12 protein-coding genes are annotated in these 16531 nt (G+C 67.3%); 7 read left to right on the top strand and 5 right to left on the bottom strand.

The genetic code is table 11. From position 1 onward, the window contains the following. Window positions 1–12 precede the first annotated feature (12 nt). Entirely contained in the window at window positions 13–861 is an 849-nt protein-coding gene (locus ACNQS7_RS25480; RefSeq protein ID WP_418014720.1) for an LLM class F420-dependent oxidoreductase, read from the top strand. A gap of 119 nt (window positions 862–980) precedes the next feature. On the opposite strand, the gene ACNQS7_RS25475 is transcribed toward ACNQS7_RS25480, so the two are convergent. Beyond that, complete coding sequence (locus ACNQS7_RS25475) at window positions 981–2507, bottom strand: acetyl-CoA acetyltransferase (RefSeq protein ID WP_418014719.1); 1527 nt, start codon at window positions 2505–2507, stop codon at window positions 981–983. A gap of 148 nt (window positions 2508–2655) precedes the next feature. On the opposite strand from ACNQS7_RS25475, the gene ACNQS7_RS25470 reads away from it, so the two are divergent. Both ACNQS7_RS25470 and ACNQS7_RS25465 read left to right on the top strand, forming a co-directional pair. Next, window positions 2656–4080: a PE family protein gene (locus ACNQS7_RS25470; protein WP_418014718.1), complete on the top strand. Its 1425-nt coding sequence runs from the start codon at window positions 2656–2658 to the stop codon at window positions 4078–4080. A 132-nt stretch (window positions 4081–4212) separates the two neighbouring features. Beyond that, window positions 4213–5544: a PE family protein gene (locus tag ACNQS7_RS25465; RefSeq protein WP_418014717.1), complete on the top strand. Its 1332-nt coding sequence runs from the start codon at window positions 4213–4215 to the stop codon at window positions 5542–5544. 66 nt (window positions 5545–5610) lie between these two features. Here the strand turns inward: ACNQS7_RS25465 and sucD are convergent, their stop codons facing one another. Together sucD and sucC are read right to left on the bottom strand one after the other, a co-directional pair. Continuing rightward, a complete protein-coding gene (gene sucD / locus ACNQS7_RS25460) occupies window positions 5611–6513 on the bottom strand; it encodes a succinate--CoA ligase subunit alpha (RefSeq protein ID WP_055576947.1) in 903 nt (300 codons plus the stop codon). Window positions 6514–6529: 16 nt separating this feature from the next. Further along, entirely contained in the window at window positions 6530–7693 is a 1164-nt protein-coding gene (sucC, locus tag ACNQS7_RS25455) for an ADP-forming succinate--CoA ligase subunit beta (RefSeq protein WP_306245904.1), read from the bottom strand. A gap of 253 nt (window positions 7694–7946) precedes the next feature. Between sucC and ACNQS7_RS25450 the strand changes: the two genes are divergently transcribed. Both ACNQS7_RS25450 and ACNQS7_RS25445 read left to right on the top strand, forming a co-directional pair. Then, window positions 7947–9038, top strand: coding sequence for a M23 family metallopeptidase (locus ACNQS7_RS25450; protein ID WP_418014716.1), 1092 nt, complete (start codon window positions 7947–7949; stop codon window positions 9036–9038). 3 nt (window positions 9039–9041) lie between these two features. Then, on the top strand, window positions 9042–9581 hold the full coding sequence (locus tag ACNQS7_RS25445) for a hypothetical protein (protein ID WP_418014715.1): 540 nt from the start codon (window positions 9042–9044) through the stop codon (window positions 9579–9581). Window positions 9582–9661: 80 nt separating this feature from the next. Here the strand turns inward: ACNQS7_RS25445 and pcrA are convergent, their stop codons facing one another. Continuing rightward, on the bottom strand, window positions 9662–11995 hold the full coding sequence (gene pcrA, locus ACNQS7_RS25440; RefSeq protein ID WP_418014714.1) for a DNA helicase PcrA: 2334 nt from the start codon (window positions 11993–11995) through the stop codon (window positions 9662–9664). Between the two features lie 54 nt (window positions 11996–12049). Then, window positions 12050–14068 (bottom strand): PPE family protein, encoded by a 2019-nt coding sequence (locus ACNQS7_RS25435; RefSeq protein WP_418014713.1) that lies wholly within the window; start codon window positions 14066–14068, stop codon window positions 12050–12052. Between the two features lie 365 nt (window positions 14069–14433). Between ACNQS7_RS25435 and ACNQS7_RS25430 the strand changes: the two genes are divergently transcribed. Further along, a complete protein-coding gene (locus tag ACNQS7_RS25430) occupies window positions 14434–14748 on the top strand; it encodes a chorismate mutase (protein WP_418014712.1) in 315 nt (104 codons plus the stop codon). 80 nt (window positions 14749–14828) lie between these two features. Further along, window positions 14829–16490 (top strand): glucose-6-phosphate isomerase, encoded by a 1662-nt coding sequence (gene pgi / locus ACNQS7_RS25425; protein WP_418014711.1) that lies wholly within the window; start codon window positions 14829–14831, stop codon window positions 16488–16490. Window positions 16491–16531 lie beyond the last annotated feature (41 nt).

The raw sequence follows: 16531 nt of genomic DNA, 5'->3' as shown, positions 1-16531 counted from the left end.
CTAAATTGGGGCATGGACTTCGGCCTCGTTCTGTTCACCAGCGATCGCGGCATCTCCCCGGCGGCCGCCGCGAAACTCGCCGACACACATGGTTTTCACACGTTCTACGTGCCTGAACACACACACATTCCGATAAAGCGTGAGGCGGCACATCCCACCACCGGTGACGAGACCCTGCCCGACGACCGCTACATGCGGACGCTCGATCCCTGGGTGAGCCTGGGTGCGGCGTGCGCAGTGACCTCCCGGGTCCGGCTGTCGACGGCCGTGGCCCTGCCGGTCGAGCACGACCCGATCACGCTGGCGAAAAGCATCGCCACGCTGGACCACCTGTCCGGCGGGCGCGTCAGTCTCGGTGTCGGGTTCGGCTGGAACACCGATGAACTGGCCGATCACAACGTGCCGCCCGGCCGTCGTCGCACCATGCTCCGGGAGTACCTCGAGGCGATGCGGGCGCTGTGGACCCAGGAAGAAGCCGAATACGACGGCGAGTTCGTGAAGTTCGGTCCCAGCTGGGCCTGGCCCAAGCCGGTGCAGGCGCACATTCCCGTGCTGGTGGGCGCCGCGGGCAACGAGAAGAACTTCAAGTGGATCGCACGCAGCGCCGACGGCTGGATCACCACGCCGCGCGACTTCGACATCGACGCGCCGGTGAAGCTGTTGCAGGACACCTGGGCCGCGGCGGGCCGTGACGGCGCTCCGCAGATCGTGGCGCTGGACTTCAGGCCCGATCCGGACAAGTTGGCGCGCTGGGCAGAGCTGGGCGTGACCGAAGTGCTGTTCGGCATGCCGGACAGCGACGAGGACAAGGTGGCCGCGTACGTGGAGCGGCTGGCCGGCAAGCTGGCGTCGTTCACGTAGCCGGGGTTGGGTACGGCTGCGCGTGCGTTTGCACTTAACGTGACGCCGAAACTGACACCAGGGCGACGGTCCCAGGCGTGTCGTGTACCGGGTTGCAGTGTCGAGGTTGCCGCTCGAGGTCAGGCCAGCGTGCAGCGATTGCCGTAGTCGAACGAACGCACCCGCACCGGTTGGCCGAGCGGGTCCCCGTCGATCAGTCGGGACACCAGTTCGTCGTCCTCGGTAGTGGCCAGAAAACGGCTGTCGTCGGCCGCAAGCCGGCCGATGATGACGCCGGTAGGACGGCCATTATCGCGGCGCACCGTGTAGGTCTCAATGGTGGCCGGGCCGTCGGGATTTTCGGTGACCGGCACCGTAGGGCCGCTGTTGACCTGCGCCTGCAACTCGGCGCTGCGATCCGGCTTCCACTGCGCCGGCGCTGTGGAGTAGATCCCGACCGAATACTTGCTCTGGATACCGCCGTTAGCCCCGACAAGGCCGAATTGACCTGGGGCAGCACGCATTCGATCGATGGTTTCGGCGATGCCGTGCATCGAGTAGTTGTTGCCGGCGCCTCCGAAGAACGGCAACCCACCCGTCAATGTCAACCCGCGTGGGTCATCGGGTGCGATACCCAGCCCGTCGCAGATGTTGAACACCGGCACTGGGAAGCAGCTGTACAGATCGAAGGTGGCGACATCGTCGACGCCGATGCCCGCGACCTCGAGAGCCTCGCGGGCGGCCAGCACCGCCGACGGCGCGTGCCCGAGGTCCGGACGTTGCATGAACGCCTGCGCTTCCAGGTCGGCGTGGCCGCGCAGATACACCCATTTGCCCTCGGGGACACCCAGGCGACGCGCGGCCGCTACCGACATCAGCACTGCCGCCGCACCCTGGTTCACCTGATCGCGGGCTACCAGCAACCGTGGATAGGGCTCGGCGATCATCCGGTTGCTCTCGGTGACGGTAATCAGTTCCTCGACCGTCCGCTCCACCGGCGCGGCGGAGAAGGGGTTGCCCGCGGCAACCTTGCTGAACGGCGCGAACAGCTCGGCCATCCGCCGCAGATACGCGGCCGGACCCAGACCGGTTGTGGCACGCCGGGCATTCTCCATCAGGGCGTACTGCGTCGGCGCATCCACCAGTCCGTGGATCACCGTGTAGCGCGAGATGTATTTCTCGATGCCCGGTCCGCGGTCTTCCAGGTCGCCGGCGACGGTTTCGCTGAAGTCCGGCTTGTCCTCGCGACCCGCGAAATACCGCAGAGTGGACGTGGCGTCGGAGCCGAAGACCAGCGCGACCTCGGATCGCCCGGCGGCAATCTCCCCGGCCAGTTCGGTGATCAGGTGCTGGGGCCCCTGGCCGCCGACGATCTCCAGGATCGCGCGGCGCGGTTCGGCGCCGATCCGCTTGGCCACCGAGCGCGGGTAGTTGTTGGACCGGCCCAGCGGTGCGTTGGCCACCGGTCCGGAGATCTCGAACTGCCGCAGGGCCGCGATGGTGTCGATGTCAGCGGCGACCGCGGTAGCGCCGCAATCATCAAGGGCGGCCTGGGCCGCGGCAGCAGCCAGCTCGACGGGCGACATGGCCCGGTAACCGGGGTCGTCGATACGCTCGGCAGCCTGCCCGACACCCACGATCACGGGCGTCCGCGGATCAAGATTCATAGCCTTACTATCTACCGGACCTGCCGCCGGACGCCTGCAGCGGGTCCTGCGAAACCGCGCCCACCTGCAGCGTCGCCGAGATACGCTGGGCGCCTCTAGAACATGCGTCTAGCAGGGACGCCTCATTCCCCATCGGGGAGGTGACCACATGTCATTTGTCACCACGGTGCCTGACTTCGTCACGGCGGCCGCCGCCGACTTGGCCAACATCGGCTCGACGATCAGCGAGGCCAACGCGCTGGCCCTCACCCCCACCTCGGCGGTGTTGGCCGCCGGCGCGGACGAAGTGTCGGCGGCCGTCGCCGCCTTGTTCGGGGCCCACGCCCAGTCCTATCAGGCGCTGAGCACGGCCGCCGCGGCGTTTCACAACCAATTCGTGCAGCTCATGAGCGGGGGCGCCGCGCAGTACACCGCCGCCGAGGCGGCGGCCGCTTCGCCGCTGCAACTGGTGCAACAGCAGATACTCGGCGTGATCAACGCGCCTACCCAGCTGCTGCTGGGCCGCCCGCTGATCGGCAACGGGGCCAACGCCGCGCCGGCGAGCGGCGCCAACGGTGGGGACGGCGGGCTGCTGTGGGGCAACGGCGGTGCCGGTGGGAGCGGCTCGACGCTGCGCAACGGCGGAAATGGCGGCGCCGCAGGACTTTTCGGTAACGGCGGGCCCGGTGGTAACGGCGGCGACGGCGGTAACGGCGGAAACGGCGGCGCGGGCGGTCTGCTTTTCGGCGCCGGCGGCGCGGGCGGCGTCGGCGGTGGTTCCCCGGCCGGCGGCATTCCCGGCGGCACGGGCGGGGCCGGCGGCGCTGCCGGGCTGTTCGGCATCGGCGGCGCGGGTGGCATCGGCGGGACCGGCCAAGTTGCCGTCGGCGGTATCGGGGGCACCGGCGGTGCGGGTGGCGCCGGCGGGGTGCTGTTCGGCGCGGGTGGCAGCGGAGGGGCCGGTGGAACCGGCGGGGTCGTTTCAGGGGTCGCCGGTGCCGGCGGGGCCGGCGGCAATGCCGGTCTGACCGGTTTCGGGGGCAGCGGCGGAGCCGGCGGCTTCGGCCCGCTGGGCAACGGCGGAGCGGGCGGTAACGGCGGCAACGGAGGCGCCCTGCTCGGCATCGGAGGCCACGGCGGCGACGGGGGCTCCACCCCGATCGCCAACGCGGGCTTCCGCGCCGGCAACGGCGGTGCGGGTGGCAACGGTGGTTTCGTCATCGGCATGGGCGGGGCCGGTGGGGCCGGTGGTGCCAGCGACGCCGGCGGAACGGGCGGGAACGGCGGCGCCGGCGCCATCTTGTCCGGCTCGGGTGGAGCCGGCGGCGCCGGCGGGTTCGGCACCACCTTCGGGGGAGCCGGCGGCAACGGCGGTGACGGCGGCATCCTCGCCGGCGACGGCGGCGATGCCGGTGCCGGTGGCAGGAAAGCCGCCCCTGCCGGCGTCTTCGGGGCGGGAGGCACCGGCGGTTCGGCCAAGGTGATCGGCAATGGGGGTAATGGCGGCAACGCCGGTGGCACCGGCGGTGTGGTCGGTCAGGGCGGCACGGCGGGTCTGCTCCTGGGCGCCGACGGGCTCCCCGGCCGGAACTGACGCGCGATTTCCTTGGGCGAGCAGACACAAACTCACCGCGGAGCACCCACTCCTGGGCGATTTTGCGTCTGCTCGGAACTGGGCCGAAACGTGCGTACGATTGAGCTGCCCTGAAGTTGGGGAGGTGGCCACATGTCATTCGTCACCACGGCGCCCGATACGGTCGCGGCAGCCGCGTCAGATCTCGCGTCCATCCAGACGGCGATCACCCGAGCGAATTCCGCGGTCCTGCCACCGACCACCAAGCTCTTGGCCGCCGGCGCCGACGAGGTCTCAGCCGCCGTCGCTGCGCTTTTCACCCGGTATGGTCTGGGCTACCAGGCACTGAGCGAGCAAGCGGCCGCATTTCATAGTCAGTTCGTCCAGCTTCTGAGCGCGAGTGCGGGGCAGTACGCCGTCGCCGAGGCGGCCGCCGCCACGCCGCTGCAAAGCCTTGAGCAGCAGCTGCTCGACGTCATCAACTTGCCGACCCAGTTGCTGCTGCGGCGTCCGCTGATCGGAAACGGTGCCAACGGTGCGCCGGGCGCCGACGGCCAGGCCGGCGGCTTGTTGATCGGCAACGGGGGCGCAGGCGGAGCGGGTACGGCCGCTCATCCCGCCGGCGGGAACGGCGGCGCCGCCGGGCTTTTCGGCAACGGCGGGGCCGGTGGACCCGGCAAGGTCAACAGCAATGCCGCCCCGGGCGGGAGCGGTGGGGCCGGTGGCCTGCTATTCGGCACCGGCGGGGCGGGCGGCACCGGCGGGTCCGGAATCGGGGGCACCGGCGGCACGGGAGGCGCCGCCGGTCTGTTCGGCACCGGCGGTGTCGGGGGCACCGGCGGGACGTCGGTCACCGGCTCTGCCGGCGGCACTGGCGGTGCAGGAGGCGCGGGCGGAATATTCGGCACTGGCGGCGCCGGTGGTCACGGCGGTGGTTCGCCAACCGGGTTGGGGCCGGGTGGTAACGGTGGCGCGGGTGGTGCGGGTGGCGCTGGCGGCATCCTGTTCGGCTCCGGCGGGGTCGGCGGGGCCGGCGGGGACGCGACCACGGTGGCTACTACCGGCGGCGCCGGCGGCATCGGTGGTCATGGTGGATTCCTCAATGGGGCCGGCGGTGCCGGCGGCACCGGCGGATTCGGCCCGACCGGCGGGGTTGGCGGGGCCGGTGGGGCCGGCGGCACGCTGTCCGGCTCCGGCGGGGCCGGCGGGTTCGGCGGTTTCGGCGGCGGGAGCGCCGGTGGTGCCGGCGGCGCCGGGGGCGACGCGGGCCTGCTGTTTGGCGACGGCGGGGCCGGTGGCTCCGGCGGACCTACCTCCGCTGCGCAACCCGGCGGCAACGGCGGCAAGGGCGGACGCGCTGGATTCCTCATCGGTTTCGGCGGCAACGGTGGAAACGGGGCACCCGGGACGCCGAACGGAACCGGCGGCCAAGGCGGCGACGGCGGGCAACTGATCGGCGTACCCGGCGCGCCCGGCCTCCCCTGACCCGCGTGAGCAGACGCAAACGCCCCTCATTTCGGCACGAAATGGGGGCGTCTGCGTCTGCTCGCGCTACAGCGTCTTCAGGATCTCCCGAGCCAGCGCCGCAGTCTCCGACGGCGTCTTGCCCACCTTGACGCCGGCGGCTTCCAATGCGTCCTTCTTGGCGGCCGCGGTGCCCGACGAGCCGGACACAATGGCGCCCGCGTGACCCATCGTCTTGCCCTCCGGCGCAGTGAATCCCGCGACGTAGCCGACGACCGGCTTGGTGACGTTGGCCTTGATGAAGTCGGCCGCGCGCTCCTCGGCGTCACCGCCGATCTCACCGATCATCACGATGAGCTTGGTGTCGGGGTCCTTCTCGAAGGCCTCGATAGCGTCGATGTGGGTGGTCCCGATGATCGGGTCGCCGCCGATGCCGATCGAGGTGGTGAACCCGAAATCGCGCAACTCGTACATCATCTGGTAGGTCAGCGTGCCGGACTTGGACACCAGCCCGACCGGACCGGGGCCGCTGATGTTGGCCGGGGTGATTCCGACCAGCGACTGCCCGGGGCTGATGATGCCCGGGCAGTTCGGCCCGATGATGCGGGTCTTCTGGCCTTTTTGGACGTTGTAGGCCCACGCATAGGCGCTGTCCTGCACCGGGATTCCCTCGGTGATAACCACCAGCAGCGGGATCTCCGAGTCGATGGCCTCGATCATCGCGTCCTTCGCGAACACCGGCGGCACGAAGATGATCGACACGTCGGCGCCGGTCTTCTCGATCGCCTCCACGACGCTGCCGAACACCGGCAACTCGACCGGATTCCCGTCGACGTCCTTGTGCGCGACCGTGGTGCCCGCCTTGCGGGCGTTGACGCCGCCGACGATCTGGGTGCCGGCCGCCAACATCCGCGCGGTGTGCTTGGTCGCCTCCGCGCCGGTGATGCCCTGGACGACGACCTTGTTCTCAGAAGTCAGGAAGATAGCCATTGCTGTCAGGGTCCTTTCAGGCGCTCGCCAGCTCGGCGGCTTTGTCGGCACCGGCGTCCATGGTCTCGGCCTGAATCACCAGCGGGTGGTTGGCCTCGGCCAGGATGCGACGGCCCTCTTCGACGTTGTTGCCGTCCAACCGGACCACCAGGGGCTTGTTGGCCTCGTCGCCCAGGATTTCCAGGGCCTTGACGATCCCGGCCGCCACCGCGTCGCACGACGTGATGCCGCCGAAGACATTGACGAACACGCTCTTGACTTCCGGGTCGCCCAGGATCACGTCCAGGCCGGCCGCCATGATCTCGGCCGACGCGCCGCCGCCGATGTCCAGGAAGTTGGCCGGCTTCACCCCGCCGTGCTTCTCGCCGGCGTAGGCGACCACGTCCAGCGTCGACATCACCAATCCCGCGCCGTTGCCGATGATTCCGACCTCGCCGCTGAGCTTGACGTAGTTGAGGTCGTGTTCCTTGGCCTTGAGCTCGAGCGGGTCGGTAGACGCGCGATCCTCGAACTCGGCGTGCCCGGGCTGACGGAAGTCAGCGTTGGCGTCCAGGGTGACCTTGCCGTCCAGAGCCAGGATCTTGTCGTCCGGCGTGCGCACCAACGGGTTGACCTCGACCAGAGTGGCGTCCTCGCCGACGAACACGCCCCAGAGCTTCTCGATCGTCACAGCGGCCGCGTCCAGCACGTCGGCCGGCAGGTGGCCCTGTTCGGCGATGGAACGCGCGAAGGCCAGGTCGACGCCCTTGACGGCGTTCACCGGCACCTTCGCCAGCCGGTCGGGCTTGGTGGCGGCGACCTCCTCGATCTCCATGCCACCCTCGACCGAGCACATCGCCAGATAGGTGCGGTTGGCGCGGTCGAGCAGGAACGAGAGGTAGTACTCCTCGGCGATGTCACTGGCCTCGGCGACCAGCAGTTTCTTCACGATGTGGCCCTTGATGTCCAAGCCCAGGATGTTCTTGGCGTGCTCGTAGGCTTCCTCGGCGTTCGCGGCGTACTTCACGCCACCCGCCTTGCCTCGGCCACCGGTCTTGACCTGAGCCTTCACCATCACGGGCGCGCCGATCTCCTCCGCGATGGCCTTCGCGCCTTCAGCGGTATCGGTGACCCGGCCCTGCGTGCCGGGTACACCGTGCTTGGCGAACAGTTCCTTAGCTTGATACTCGAACAGATCCATGGGGCGTCACTGCCTTTGCTCGGCTTGCTTGCTAGGGCCAACAGGGTGGCGGTGCCGGTACTTGGCAACTCGCACGGAGGAACTGTATCGACCCCGGAAATCAGCCCTGCCGCCGCATCCCACAGCTGTGGCATACGTCACGCCATGGCCGGGAACATGAAACGTGACCCAGGTCACAAAAATGGCCGGATTTGATACTGAGGTTGCCAGCCACCTACGTTTGTGGATACCTTCTCAAGGTCCAGATAACGTTATGGTCACGATCCGAGGACATTTCAGCTTGTCCCAGCACCTTTTCGCTCGCTCTGCCGCCGCAGTATCTGCGCGCGCATCCCGGGAACGCTGGCCCCATCACCGCAACGAAGTCACCGAGATCATCCCGTTAGACGGGTTTGATGAACTCGATGACATGGAGCTGGCCGACCTCGACGAGTTGGATTTCGGCGAGTCCGAGTTCGCGTTCGACGACCTGCTGCTGCAGGCCCCGGAGCTCGACGACCTCGACGACACCGACGATCTGACGCCGATGTGGCTGGCGGCCCCGGCCACCGAGGTCCTGCCCCGCGTCTCCGTTGCGACAGCGCACGCGATCACCGAGGTCATTAACGTCACGCCCGTCCCGCGTCGCGGCGGCAGCCACCGCAAGCAGCCGACCAGTGCCGCCAAGGGACGTCTGCTGATCGGCGCGATGGCCGCCGGGGCGGCAGCCGCCGCGACCCACACCGCCGTCAGCCAAACCGACAACAACACCAAGATCGAGACGGTGCTCACCGCCAACGCCTCGACGCTCACCGGTGGGTCCGGTAACGCCGGCGCCAGCACAGCGCGAGGCGTGCAGGTCATCGCCGCCCAGCCGGCCAATGCGGCGTTGCACAACGAGGAACTCGCCCGTGGCGTGGCCTTCGCGCAGGAGCGCGCCCAGCGCGAGGCGCGTCTGCAGCAGCCGCTGTACGTCATGCCCACCAAGGGCATCTACACGTCGAACTTCGGCTACCGCTGGGGCGTCCTGCACGCCGGCATCGACCTGGCCAACTCGATCGGGACCCCGATCTATGCGGTTTCCGACGGTGTCGTGATCGACGCAGGCCCCACCGCGGGCTACGGAGCGTGGGTCAAGCTGCTGCACGCCGATGGCACCGTCACGCTGTACGGCCACGTGAACACCACACTGGTCAGCGTCGGCGAACGCGTGATGGCGGGCGACCAGATCGCCACCATGGGCAATCGCGGCAACTCCACCGGCCCGCACCTGCACTTTGAGGTGCTGCTGAACGGCAGTGAGCGGATCGACCCGGTGCCGTGGCTGGCCAAACGGGGATTGTCCGTCGGCAACTACGCCGGCTGACCGGTGACCGGGCCGAACGATCCCCCTACCAGCGAGAGCCCGCCTGAGCCCACCGAGTCCCGGACCCGCATCATCCGGCGGGCCCCGACCGGCCCGCTGCCCCCGATAGTCGCTCAGCCGACCACCCAAATCCCGCGTGGCACCGGCCTTCCGCCGCTGCCCGCTGTCCTCCGGCACGAGCCGAGTCCCCGGACGGCGATAGCCGCCAGCGCCGTCAGCATCGTCAGCGGATGGGCCACCTCGGTGGTGACCACCGATCTGATCGCCGGCTGGTGGCAGACCGACCGCCTGTTCTGCATCGCAGTCGGATTCCTGGCACTGGTCTTCGCGCTCACCACGGTCTCGGGCGTCATCATGCTGCTGTTGCGCCGCCCGTTCGCCCGTTACCTGATCGTGGCAGGGGCAGTTGTTGCGCTGTTGACCTACCTCGGGGTGTTCATCGCGGGAGCGCGGGTGGGATGGATCGTGCATGCGCTGCCGCTGCTGCCGATCGCCAGCTTGGTGCTGGCGCTGCTGCCGGAAACCAAGCGCTGGGCCGAATAGACCCCGCCTATGCCGAAAGTGAACTGAGGGCTGCGTTTTCGCGATTTTGCCGCCCTGAGAGCACGCTCGGCGACGCCGACTCAGAGCTTGCTGATCGGCGCGTGGTTGTGCATCAGTTTGACCCGCCCGGCACTTCCGAAGTCGATCAGCGACATCGCGGATTCGCCGACGCCGGAGACCTCCTCGACGCGCCCCAGGCCGTATTTGTCGTGCGTCACCCGATCACCCGGCTCCAGCACCACCAACGGCCGCTTGCTCGCCCCGGAACGCGTGGGTGCCGACCGTGGGGTGCCGAACCGCCCGGCGCCGCTCACCGGCGCACTGAACGACGGCTTGGGCGCGACCCGGCGCCAGTCGATGAGTTGCTGCGGAATCTCGCGCAGGAAGCGCGATTCCGGGTTCAGCATGGGCTGCCCCCAGGATGACCGGACGATGGCCCGGCTCACGTACAGCCGTTGCCGGGCCCGGGTGATGCCGACGTAAGCCAGGCGCCGTTCCTCGGACAGCTCCATCGGGTCGTCCAGCGCCCGCATGTGCGGGAACATGCCGTCCTCCCAGCCCGTCACGAACACCACCGGGAACTCCAGCCCCTTGGCGGTGTGCAAGGTCATCAGCGTGACCATTCCGGCGCCGTGCTCCGGTATCTCGTCGGAATCGGCAACCAGCGACACCCGCTCCAGAAAGGCCGCCAGCACACCGGTGTCCGGGACATCCTCGTCCTCCGGCGCGTCTTCGGCCAGGGCGGCCGCGTTCGCCAGATCGGTGCTGAATTCGTGTGCGACGCTGACTAATTCGTTGAGGTTGTCCAGCCGCGCCAATTCCTGCGGATCGGTCGACGACTCCAGCTCGCGGCGGTAGCCGGTGCGTTCCAGCACCGCCTCGACCAGCTCGCCCAGGTCGTCATCGAGATGCCCGCGCAACTCGTCGAGCAGTTCGACGAAGCCGGCAATGCACTTCTCGGCGCGGGTGTTGAGCATCGGCACCTTGCCCTCGGCGGCCGCCTGCAGGGCGTCGGCGAAGCTGGCGCCGGTGCTCTCGGCATACACCGCGACGCATGCCTCGGCACGGTCGCCGATACCGCGGCGCGGGGTGTTGAGGATGCGCCGCATGCTGACCGCGTCGCCGGGGTTGTCCAGCACCCGCAGGTAGGCCACGATGTCGCGGATCTCCTTGCGCTCGTAAAAGCGCACGCCCCCAACGACTTTGTAGGGGATGCCGGCGCGGATGAAGACCTCTTCCAGCGAGCGTGACGAGTTGTTGGTGCGGTAGAAGACGGCGACGTCGTTGTAGGTGATCTCGCCACGGTCGGCCAGCGCGTCGATCTCGTCGGCCACGAACCTGGCCTCGTCGTGCTCGTTGTCGGCGACGTACCCGACGATCAGTTCGCCTTCGCCGGCGTCGGTCCACAATCGCTTTTCGCGACGCCCGGCATTGCGGGCGATCACCGAGTTGGCCGCCGACAGGATGTTCTGCGTCGAGCGGTAATTCTGTTCCAGCAGAATCGTTGTGGCGTCCGGATAGTCGCGCTCGAAGTCTTCGATGTTGCGGATCGTGGCACCGCGGAAGGCGTAGATGGACTGGTCGGCGTCACCGACCACACACAACTCGGCCGGCGGCACCTCGTCTTCCGCATCGACAGAGCCGTGCCCGACCAGCTCCCGCACCAGCATGTACTGGGCGTGGTTGGTGTCCTGGTACTCGTCGACCAGCACATGGCGGAACCGGCGCCGGTAGTACTGGGCGATGTCGGGAAAGGTCTGCAGCACCGCGACGGTCTCGCCGATCAGGTCGTCGAAGTCCAGCGCGTTGGCCGCCCGCAGCCGGCGCTGGTATTCGCCGAAGACGGATGCGACGGTGCGGGCCAGGTCGTCGGACTCGTCGGTGAGGTTGGACACCGCCTGATGCGGGTCGATCAACTCGTTCTTGAGGTTCGAGATGGCGTTGGCAAGCAGTCGCGGAGAGTATCGCTTGATGTCGAGGCCCATATCGCGGCCGATCATCTGCAACAGCCGCCGCGAATCGTCGGCGTCGTAAATGGAGAAGTTGGAGTTGAGCCCCTCGATCAGCGACGCCTGGTTGCGCAGGATCCGCACGCAGGACGAGTGGAAGGTGGACACCCACATGTAGCGGGCTCGGTCGCCGACCAGATTGACCACCCGCTCGCGCATCTCCGCGGCGGCCTTGTTGGTGAAGGTGATGGCCAGGATCTGCCCGACGCCGACGCCGCGTTCGGCGATCAGGTAGGCGATACGGCGGGTAAGCACCGCGGTCTTACCCGAACCTGCGCCGGCGACGATCAGCAGCGGCGAACCCTCGTGCACCACCGCCTGGCGCTGTTGTGGGTTCAGCCCGTCCAGGAGTTCGTCGACCGCGCTGGGACGGGGGTACTTGGCTTGGGTTACGTGCACACTCATGTCGGTCCAAACTTACCGCCGCCGGCTGACAGCCGACCGCCGGCCGTGCGCCCGCTACAGCTCAAAACCCGACTGGTTGGTGCCCGCGTGGTTACTGCCCGAATTCCTGGTACCTGAGTTGCCCCATCCGGAGTTGAGTGTCCCAGATTGACCGAAGCCCGAATTGTCCGTCCCGACATTCATGAAGCCGACGTTGCCGGTGACGCCGCCGTTGGCATAGCCGATGGCGAAACTGCCGGTGTTGGAGAAGCCCACCGCGTTGAAGCCCGAGTTGAAGAAGCCCGTGTTGCGGCTGTTCGTGTTCTGGAACCCGGTCTGGAAATTGCCGACGTTTCCGTAGCCCTCGCTGGAGTTGCCGGTGTTCTGGAATCCCGAGGTGCTGTTCCCGTTGTTGTTGAAGCCGGACGTGCCGACGCCCGTATTGCCGAATCCTGAACTGGACGCGCCCGTGTCGGTCGCTGCGCCAAAGCCCGTGTTGACGTCACCCGCGTTACCGGCGCCGGTGTTTATGCTGCCCGAATTCCAAAAGCCGGTGTTGGTGTTGCCGGAGTTTCCGAAGCCGGTGTTACCCGAGCCGGAGTTGAAGAAGCCCACGCTGCTGGCACCGGAGTTGAGGAAGCCCACGGATCCGCTCGAGCCCGAGTTGAAGGCGCCCACCGCGAAACCGCCACCGTTGCCGACGCCGACGTTGTTGCTACCGGCATTCCAGAACCCGACGTTTCCGTGGCCCGAGTTCCCGAAGCCCACATTGGTGTTGGTGGTGTTGACCCAACCCGTGTTGTGGTGACCGGAGTTCATGATGCCGGTGTTGATGTCGCCAGAGTTCGCCAGCCCGGTGTTGAAGTCGCCGGAGTTGCCGATGCCCCAGTTCCCGTGGCCAGAGTTGAAGAAGCCGACGTTGTTGTTGCCGGAATTGAACAGGCCGATGTTGCCACTGCCGGAGTTCAACCCGTTGAAGTTGATACCCACTTGATTCTCTCCGGTGAGGCCGATACCGAAGTTGTTCTTGCCCGAGTTGCCGAAGCCGATGTTGAACTCGCCGCTATTGCCCAAGCCGATGTTGAAATTGCCGAAGTTGCCCATACCGATGTTCGAGTTGCCGGTGTTGCCGAAGCCCAGGTTGGAGTTGCCTGCTGTGGGCACCGCCCCGGGACCGCTGTTTCCGAAGCCGATATTGGAGTTACCGAAGTTTCCGCTGCCGATGTTGAGATTGCCGGTATTGCCGTTCCCCCAGTTGCCGCTGCCGCTGTTGCCGCTCCCGACATTTCCGCCGCCGGTGCTCTGGGAGTTTCCGAAGCCGATGTTCCCGTTACCCCGGTTGCCGCCACCTAGGTTCCGGCTCCCGGTGTTGCCGCCTCCGAGGTTGAACGAACCGGTGTTGCCTCCGCCGAAGTTGAGGATCCCGTTGAGGTTCCCGTCACCGAAATTGAGGTTGCCTTTGTTGCCGTTACCTAAGTTGAGGCCACCGGTGTTACCGCTGCCCAGATTCAAGTTTCCGGTGTTTCCCAAACCCAGGTTCCCGGCGCCGACGTTGCCGACGGCGGAGAAGAGCTGCGGGACTAGCTGGTCCCACGACGGCAGCGCCTCGGCCACGGCTGACGCTCCGGTGAAGTAGCCCACCATGGCCGCGACATCCTGGGCCCACATCTCCTCGTACACGGCTTCGGCGGCCGCGATCGCAGGAGCATTCTGACCGAACAGGTTCGACAGCACCAGTTGCAGGATCTGAGAACGGTTGGCCGTCACAGCGATTGGCTGAATCATCGCCGACTGTGCGGCCTCGAACACGCCGGAGATCGCTCGGGCGTGCCCCGCCGCGTCCGCGGCCTGCGCCGCCGCCGCGCTGAGCCAATTCGCATAGGGTGCGGCCGCGACCGTCATCGCCTCGGCTGCCGGGCCCTGCCAGGCCTGGCTTGCCAGGCCCGCGGTGACCGAACCGAACGATGATGCCGCCGCGCTGAGTTCTGCAGCCAACCCGTCCCAGGCCGTCGCCGCCTCCAGCATCGGCCCCGGTCCGGCGCCACTGAACATCAGCAGCGAGTTGATTTCTGGCGGCAGCACCGAAAAATTCATCAACAGTCCTTTCCGAACTGCCTGAGCGACGCCTGAGTACGGCGAGTAGAGCGTACGACCATGCAATCGCCCGCAATGGCCATTTGCGCGAATTGCGTCTCGGTACCAGTTCGCTTGCCGCGCAACGCCGGAGAACCCCGGATCGCATCGGCTCGGGGTTCAGCGCAGAAGCCGTCGGTGCCGTTGCTGAAAGGCGCTTTTTGCACACGCACACCACTTGGTGGCACACTCGGAGCGTGCTCAACACGCAGCCCCGATTTTTCTATGGGTACCGGCCAGCGGTGCCCGTGGTCTAGCTGCTTTCGCAGAGCCCCGTGGTCCGCTTCCGGATTCGGGGCTCGTTTCTTGTGTGAGGCCGAAACCGGATGAGACCAGACCCACCACCTCACGAGAACGCGGAGATTGCAGAAATGAACACAGAGACGATCGGCGCAGATCAGCTCGGCATCGACGAGTTGCGCGCCGAGATCGACCGGCTGGACGCCGAGATCCTCGCCGCGGTCAAACGGCGCGCCGAAGTGTCCCAGGCCATCGGCAAAGTCCGGATGGCCTCCGGCGGCACCCGCCTGGTGCACAGCCGCGAGATGAAGGTCATCGAGCGCTACAGCGAGCTGGGTCCCGAGGGTAAAGACCTGGCGATGCTGCTGTTGCGTCTGGGCCGGGGACGACTCGGCCACTAGGCGCGGGCAGCTCCCCCGCGATCGGTACCTGCCGGAGCGCACCACGACCAACCCCCGTCGCCCGGCACTAGGGTCGAAATATGACCTCCGAATCCATTCCCGACATCACCGGCACTTCGGCGTGGGACGCCCTGCGCAAGCATCACGATCAGATCGGAGCGACCCACCTTCGCGAACTCTTCGCCGACGACCCGAACCGCGGCCGCGACCTCACCCTTACCGTCGGTGACCTCTATATCGACTACAGCAAACATCGCGTCACCCGCGAGACGGTGCGGCTGCTGATCGACCTGGCCCGTGCGGCCAAGCTGGAAGAGCGCCGTGACGCCATGTTCGCCGGGTCGCACATCAATACCTCCGAGGACCGCGCGGTGCTGCACACCGCGCTGCGGCTGCCCCGTAACGCGGAGCTGACGGTCGACGGTCAGAACGTCGTCAAAGACGTGCACGAGGTCCTCGACGCGATGGGCGACTTCACCGACCGGCTGCGCAGCGGTGAGTGGAAAGGCGCGACCGGCGAGCGCATCAAGACCGTGGTCAACATCGGAATCGGCGGGTCGGACCTGGGTCCGGTGATGGTCTACCAGGCGTTGCGCCACTACGCCGACGCGGGCATCTCCGCACGCTTCGTCTCCAACGTGGACCCGGCCGATCTGGTCGCCACACTGGCCGATTTAGAGCCTGCGACAACACTTTTCGTCATCGCGTCGAAGACGTTCTCCACGCTGGAGACGCTGACCAACGCGACCGCCGCACGTCGCTGGCTGACCGACGCACTCGGCGACTCCGCGGTGGCCAAGCACTTCGTCGCCGTCTCCACCAATAAGCGACTGGTCGACGAATTCGGAATCAACACCAACAACATGTTCGGGTTCTGGGACTGGGTCGGCGGGCGCTACTCGGTGGACTCGGCGATCGGGCTCTCGGTGATGGCCGTGATCGGCCGGGAGGCGTTCGCCGACTTCCTTTCCGGCTTCCACATCGTCGACGAGCATTTCCGCACTGCCCCGCTCGAGTCGAATGCGCCTGCGCTGCTTGGTCTTATCGGCCTGTGGTACAACAACTTCTTCGACGCTCAATCGCGCGCGGTGTTGCCGTACTCCAATGACCTGGCCCGCTTCGCCGCATATCTGCAACAGCTGACCATGGAATCCAACGGCAAGTCGACCAGGGCCGACGGCACGCCGGTCACCACCGATACCGGTGAAATCTATTGGGGCGAGCCGGGAACCAACGGCCAGCACGCGTTCTACCAACTCCTGCACCAAGGCACGCGGCTGATACCGGCGGACTTCATCGGCTTCAGCCAGCCCCTCGACGACCTGCCGACGGCCGAGGGCACCGGCAGCATGCACGACTTGTTGATGAGCAACTTCTTCGCCCAGACCCAGGTGCTGGCCTTCGGCAAGACCGCCGAGGAGATCGCCGACGAAGGCACCCCGGCCGACGTGGTGCCGCACAAGGTGATGCCCGGAAACCGGCCGTCCACTTCAATTTTGGCCACGAGGCTCACGCCGTCGGCGCTGGGCCAACTGATCGCGCTCTACGAGCATCAGGTGTTCACCGAGGGCGTGGTGTGGGGCATCGACTCGTTCGACCAGTGGGGCGTGGAACTCGGCAAGACGCAGGCCAAGGCGCTGCTGCCGGTGCTCACCAGTGACGCTTCGCCAGAGAAGCAATCGGACAGCTCGACCGACGCGCTGGTGCGCCACTACCGCGCCGAACGGGGCCGCGCCGGCTAACTTTTCACGGCGAGCAGACGCAAAGTCCCGCGTTTCACCGG

The organism is Mycobacterium sp. 23 (assembly GCF_048287075.1).
Lineage (GTDB): Bacteria > Actinomycetota > Actinomycetes > Mycobacteriales > Mycobacteriaceae > Mycobacterium > Mycobacterium gordonae_B.
The sequence above is the reverse complement of the archived record's forward strand: the minus strand, read 5'-3'. Positions and strand labels throughout refer to the sequence as shown.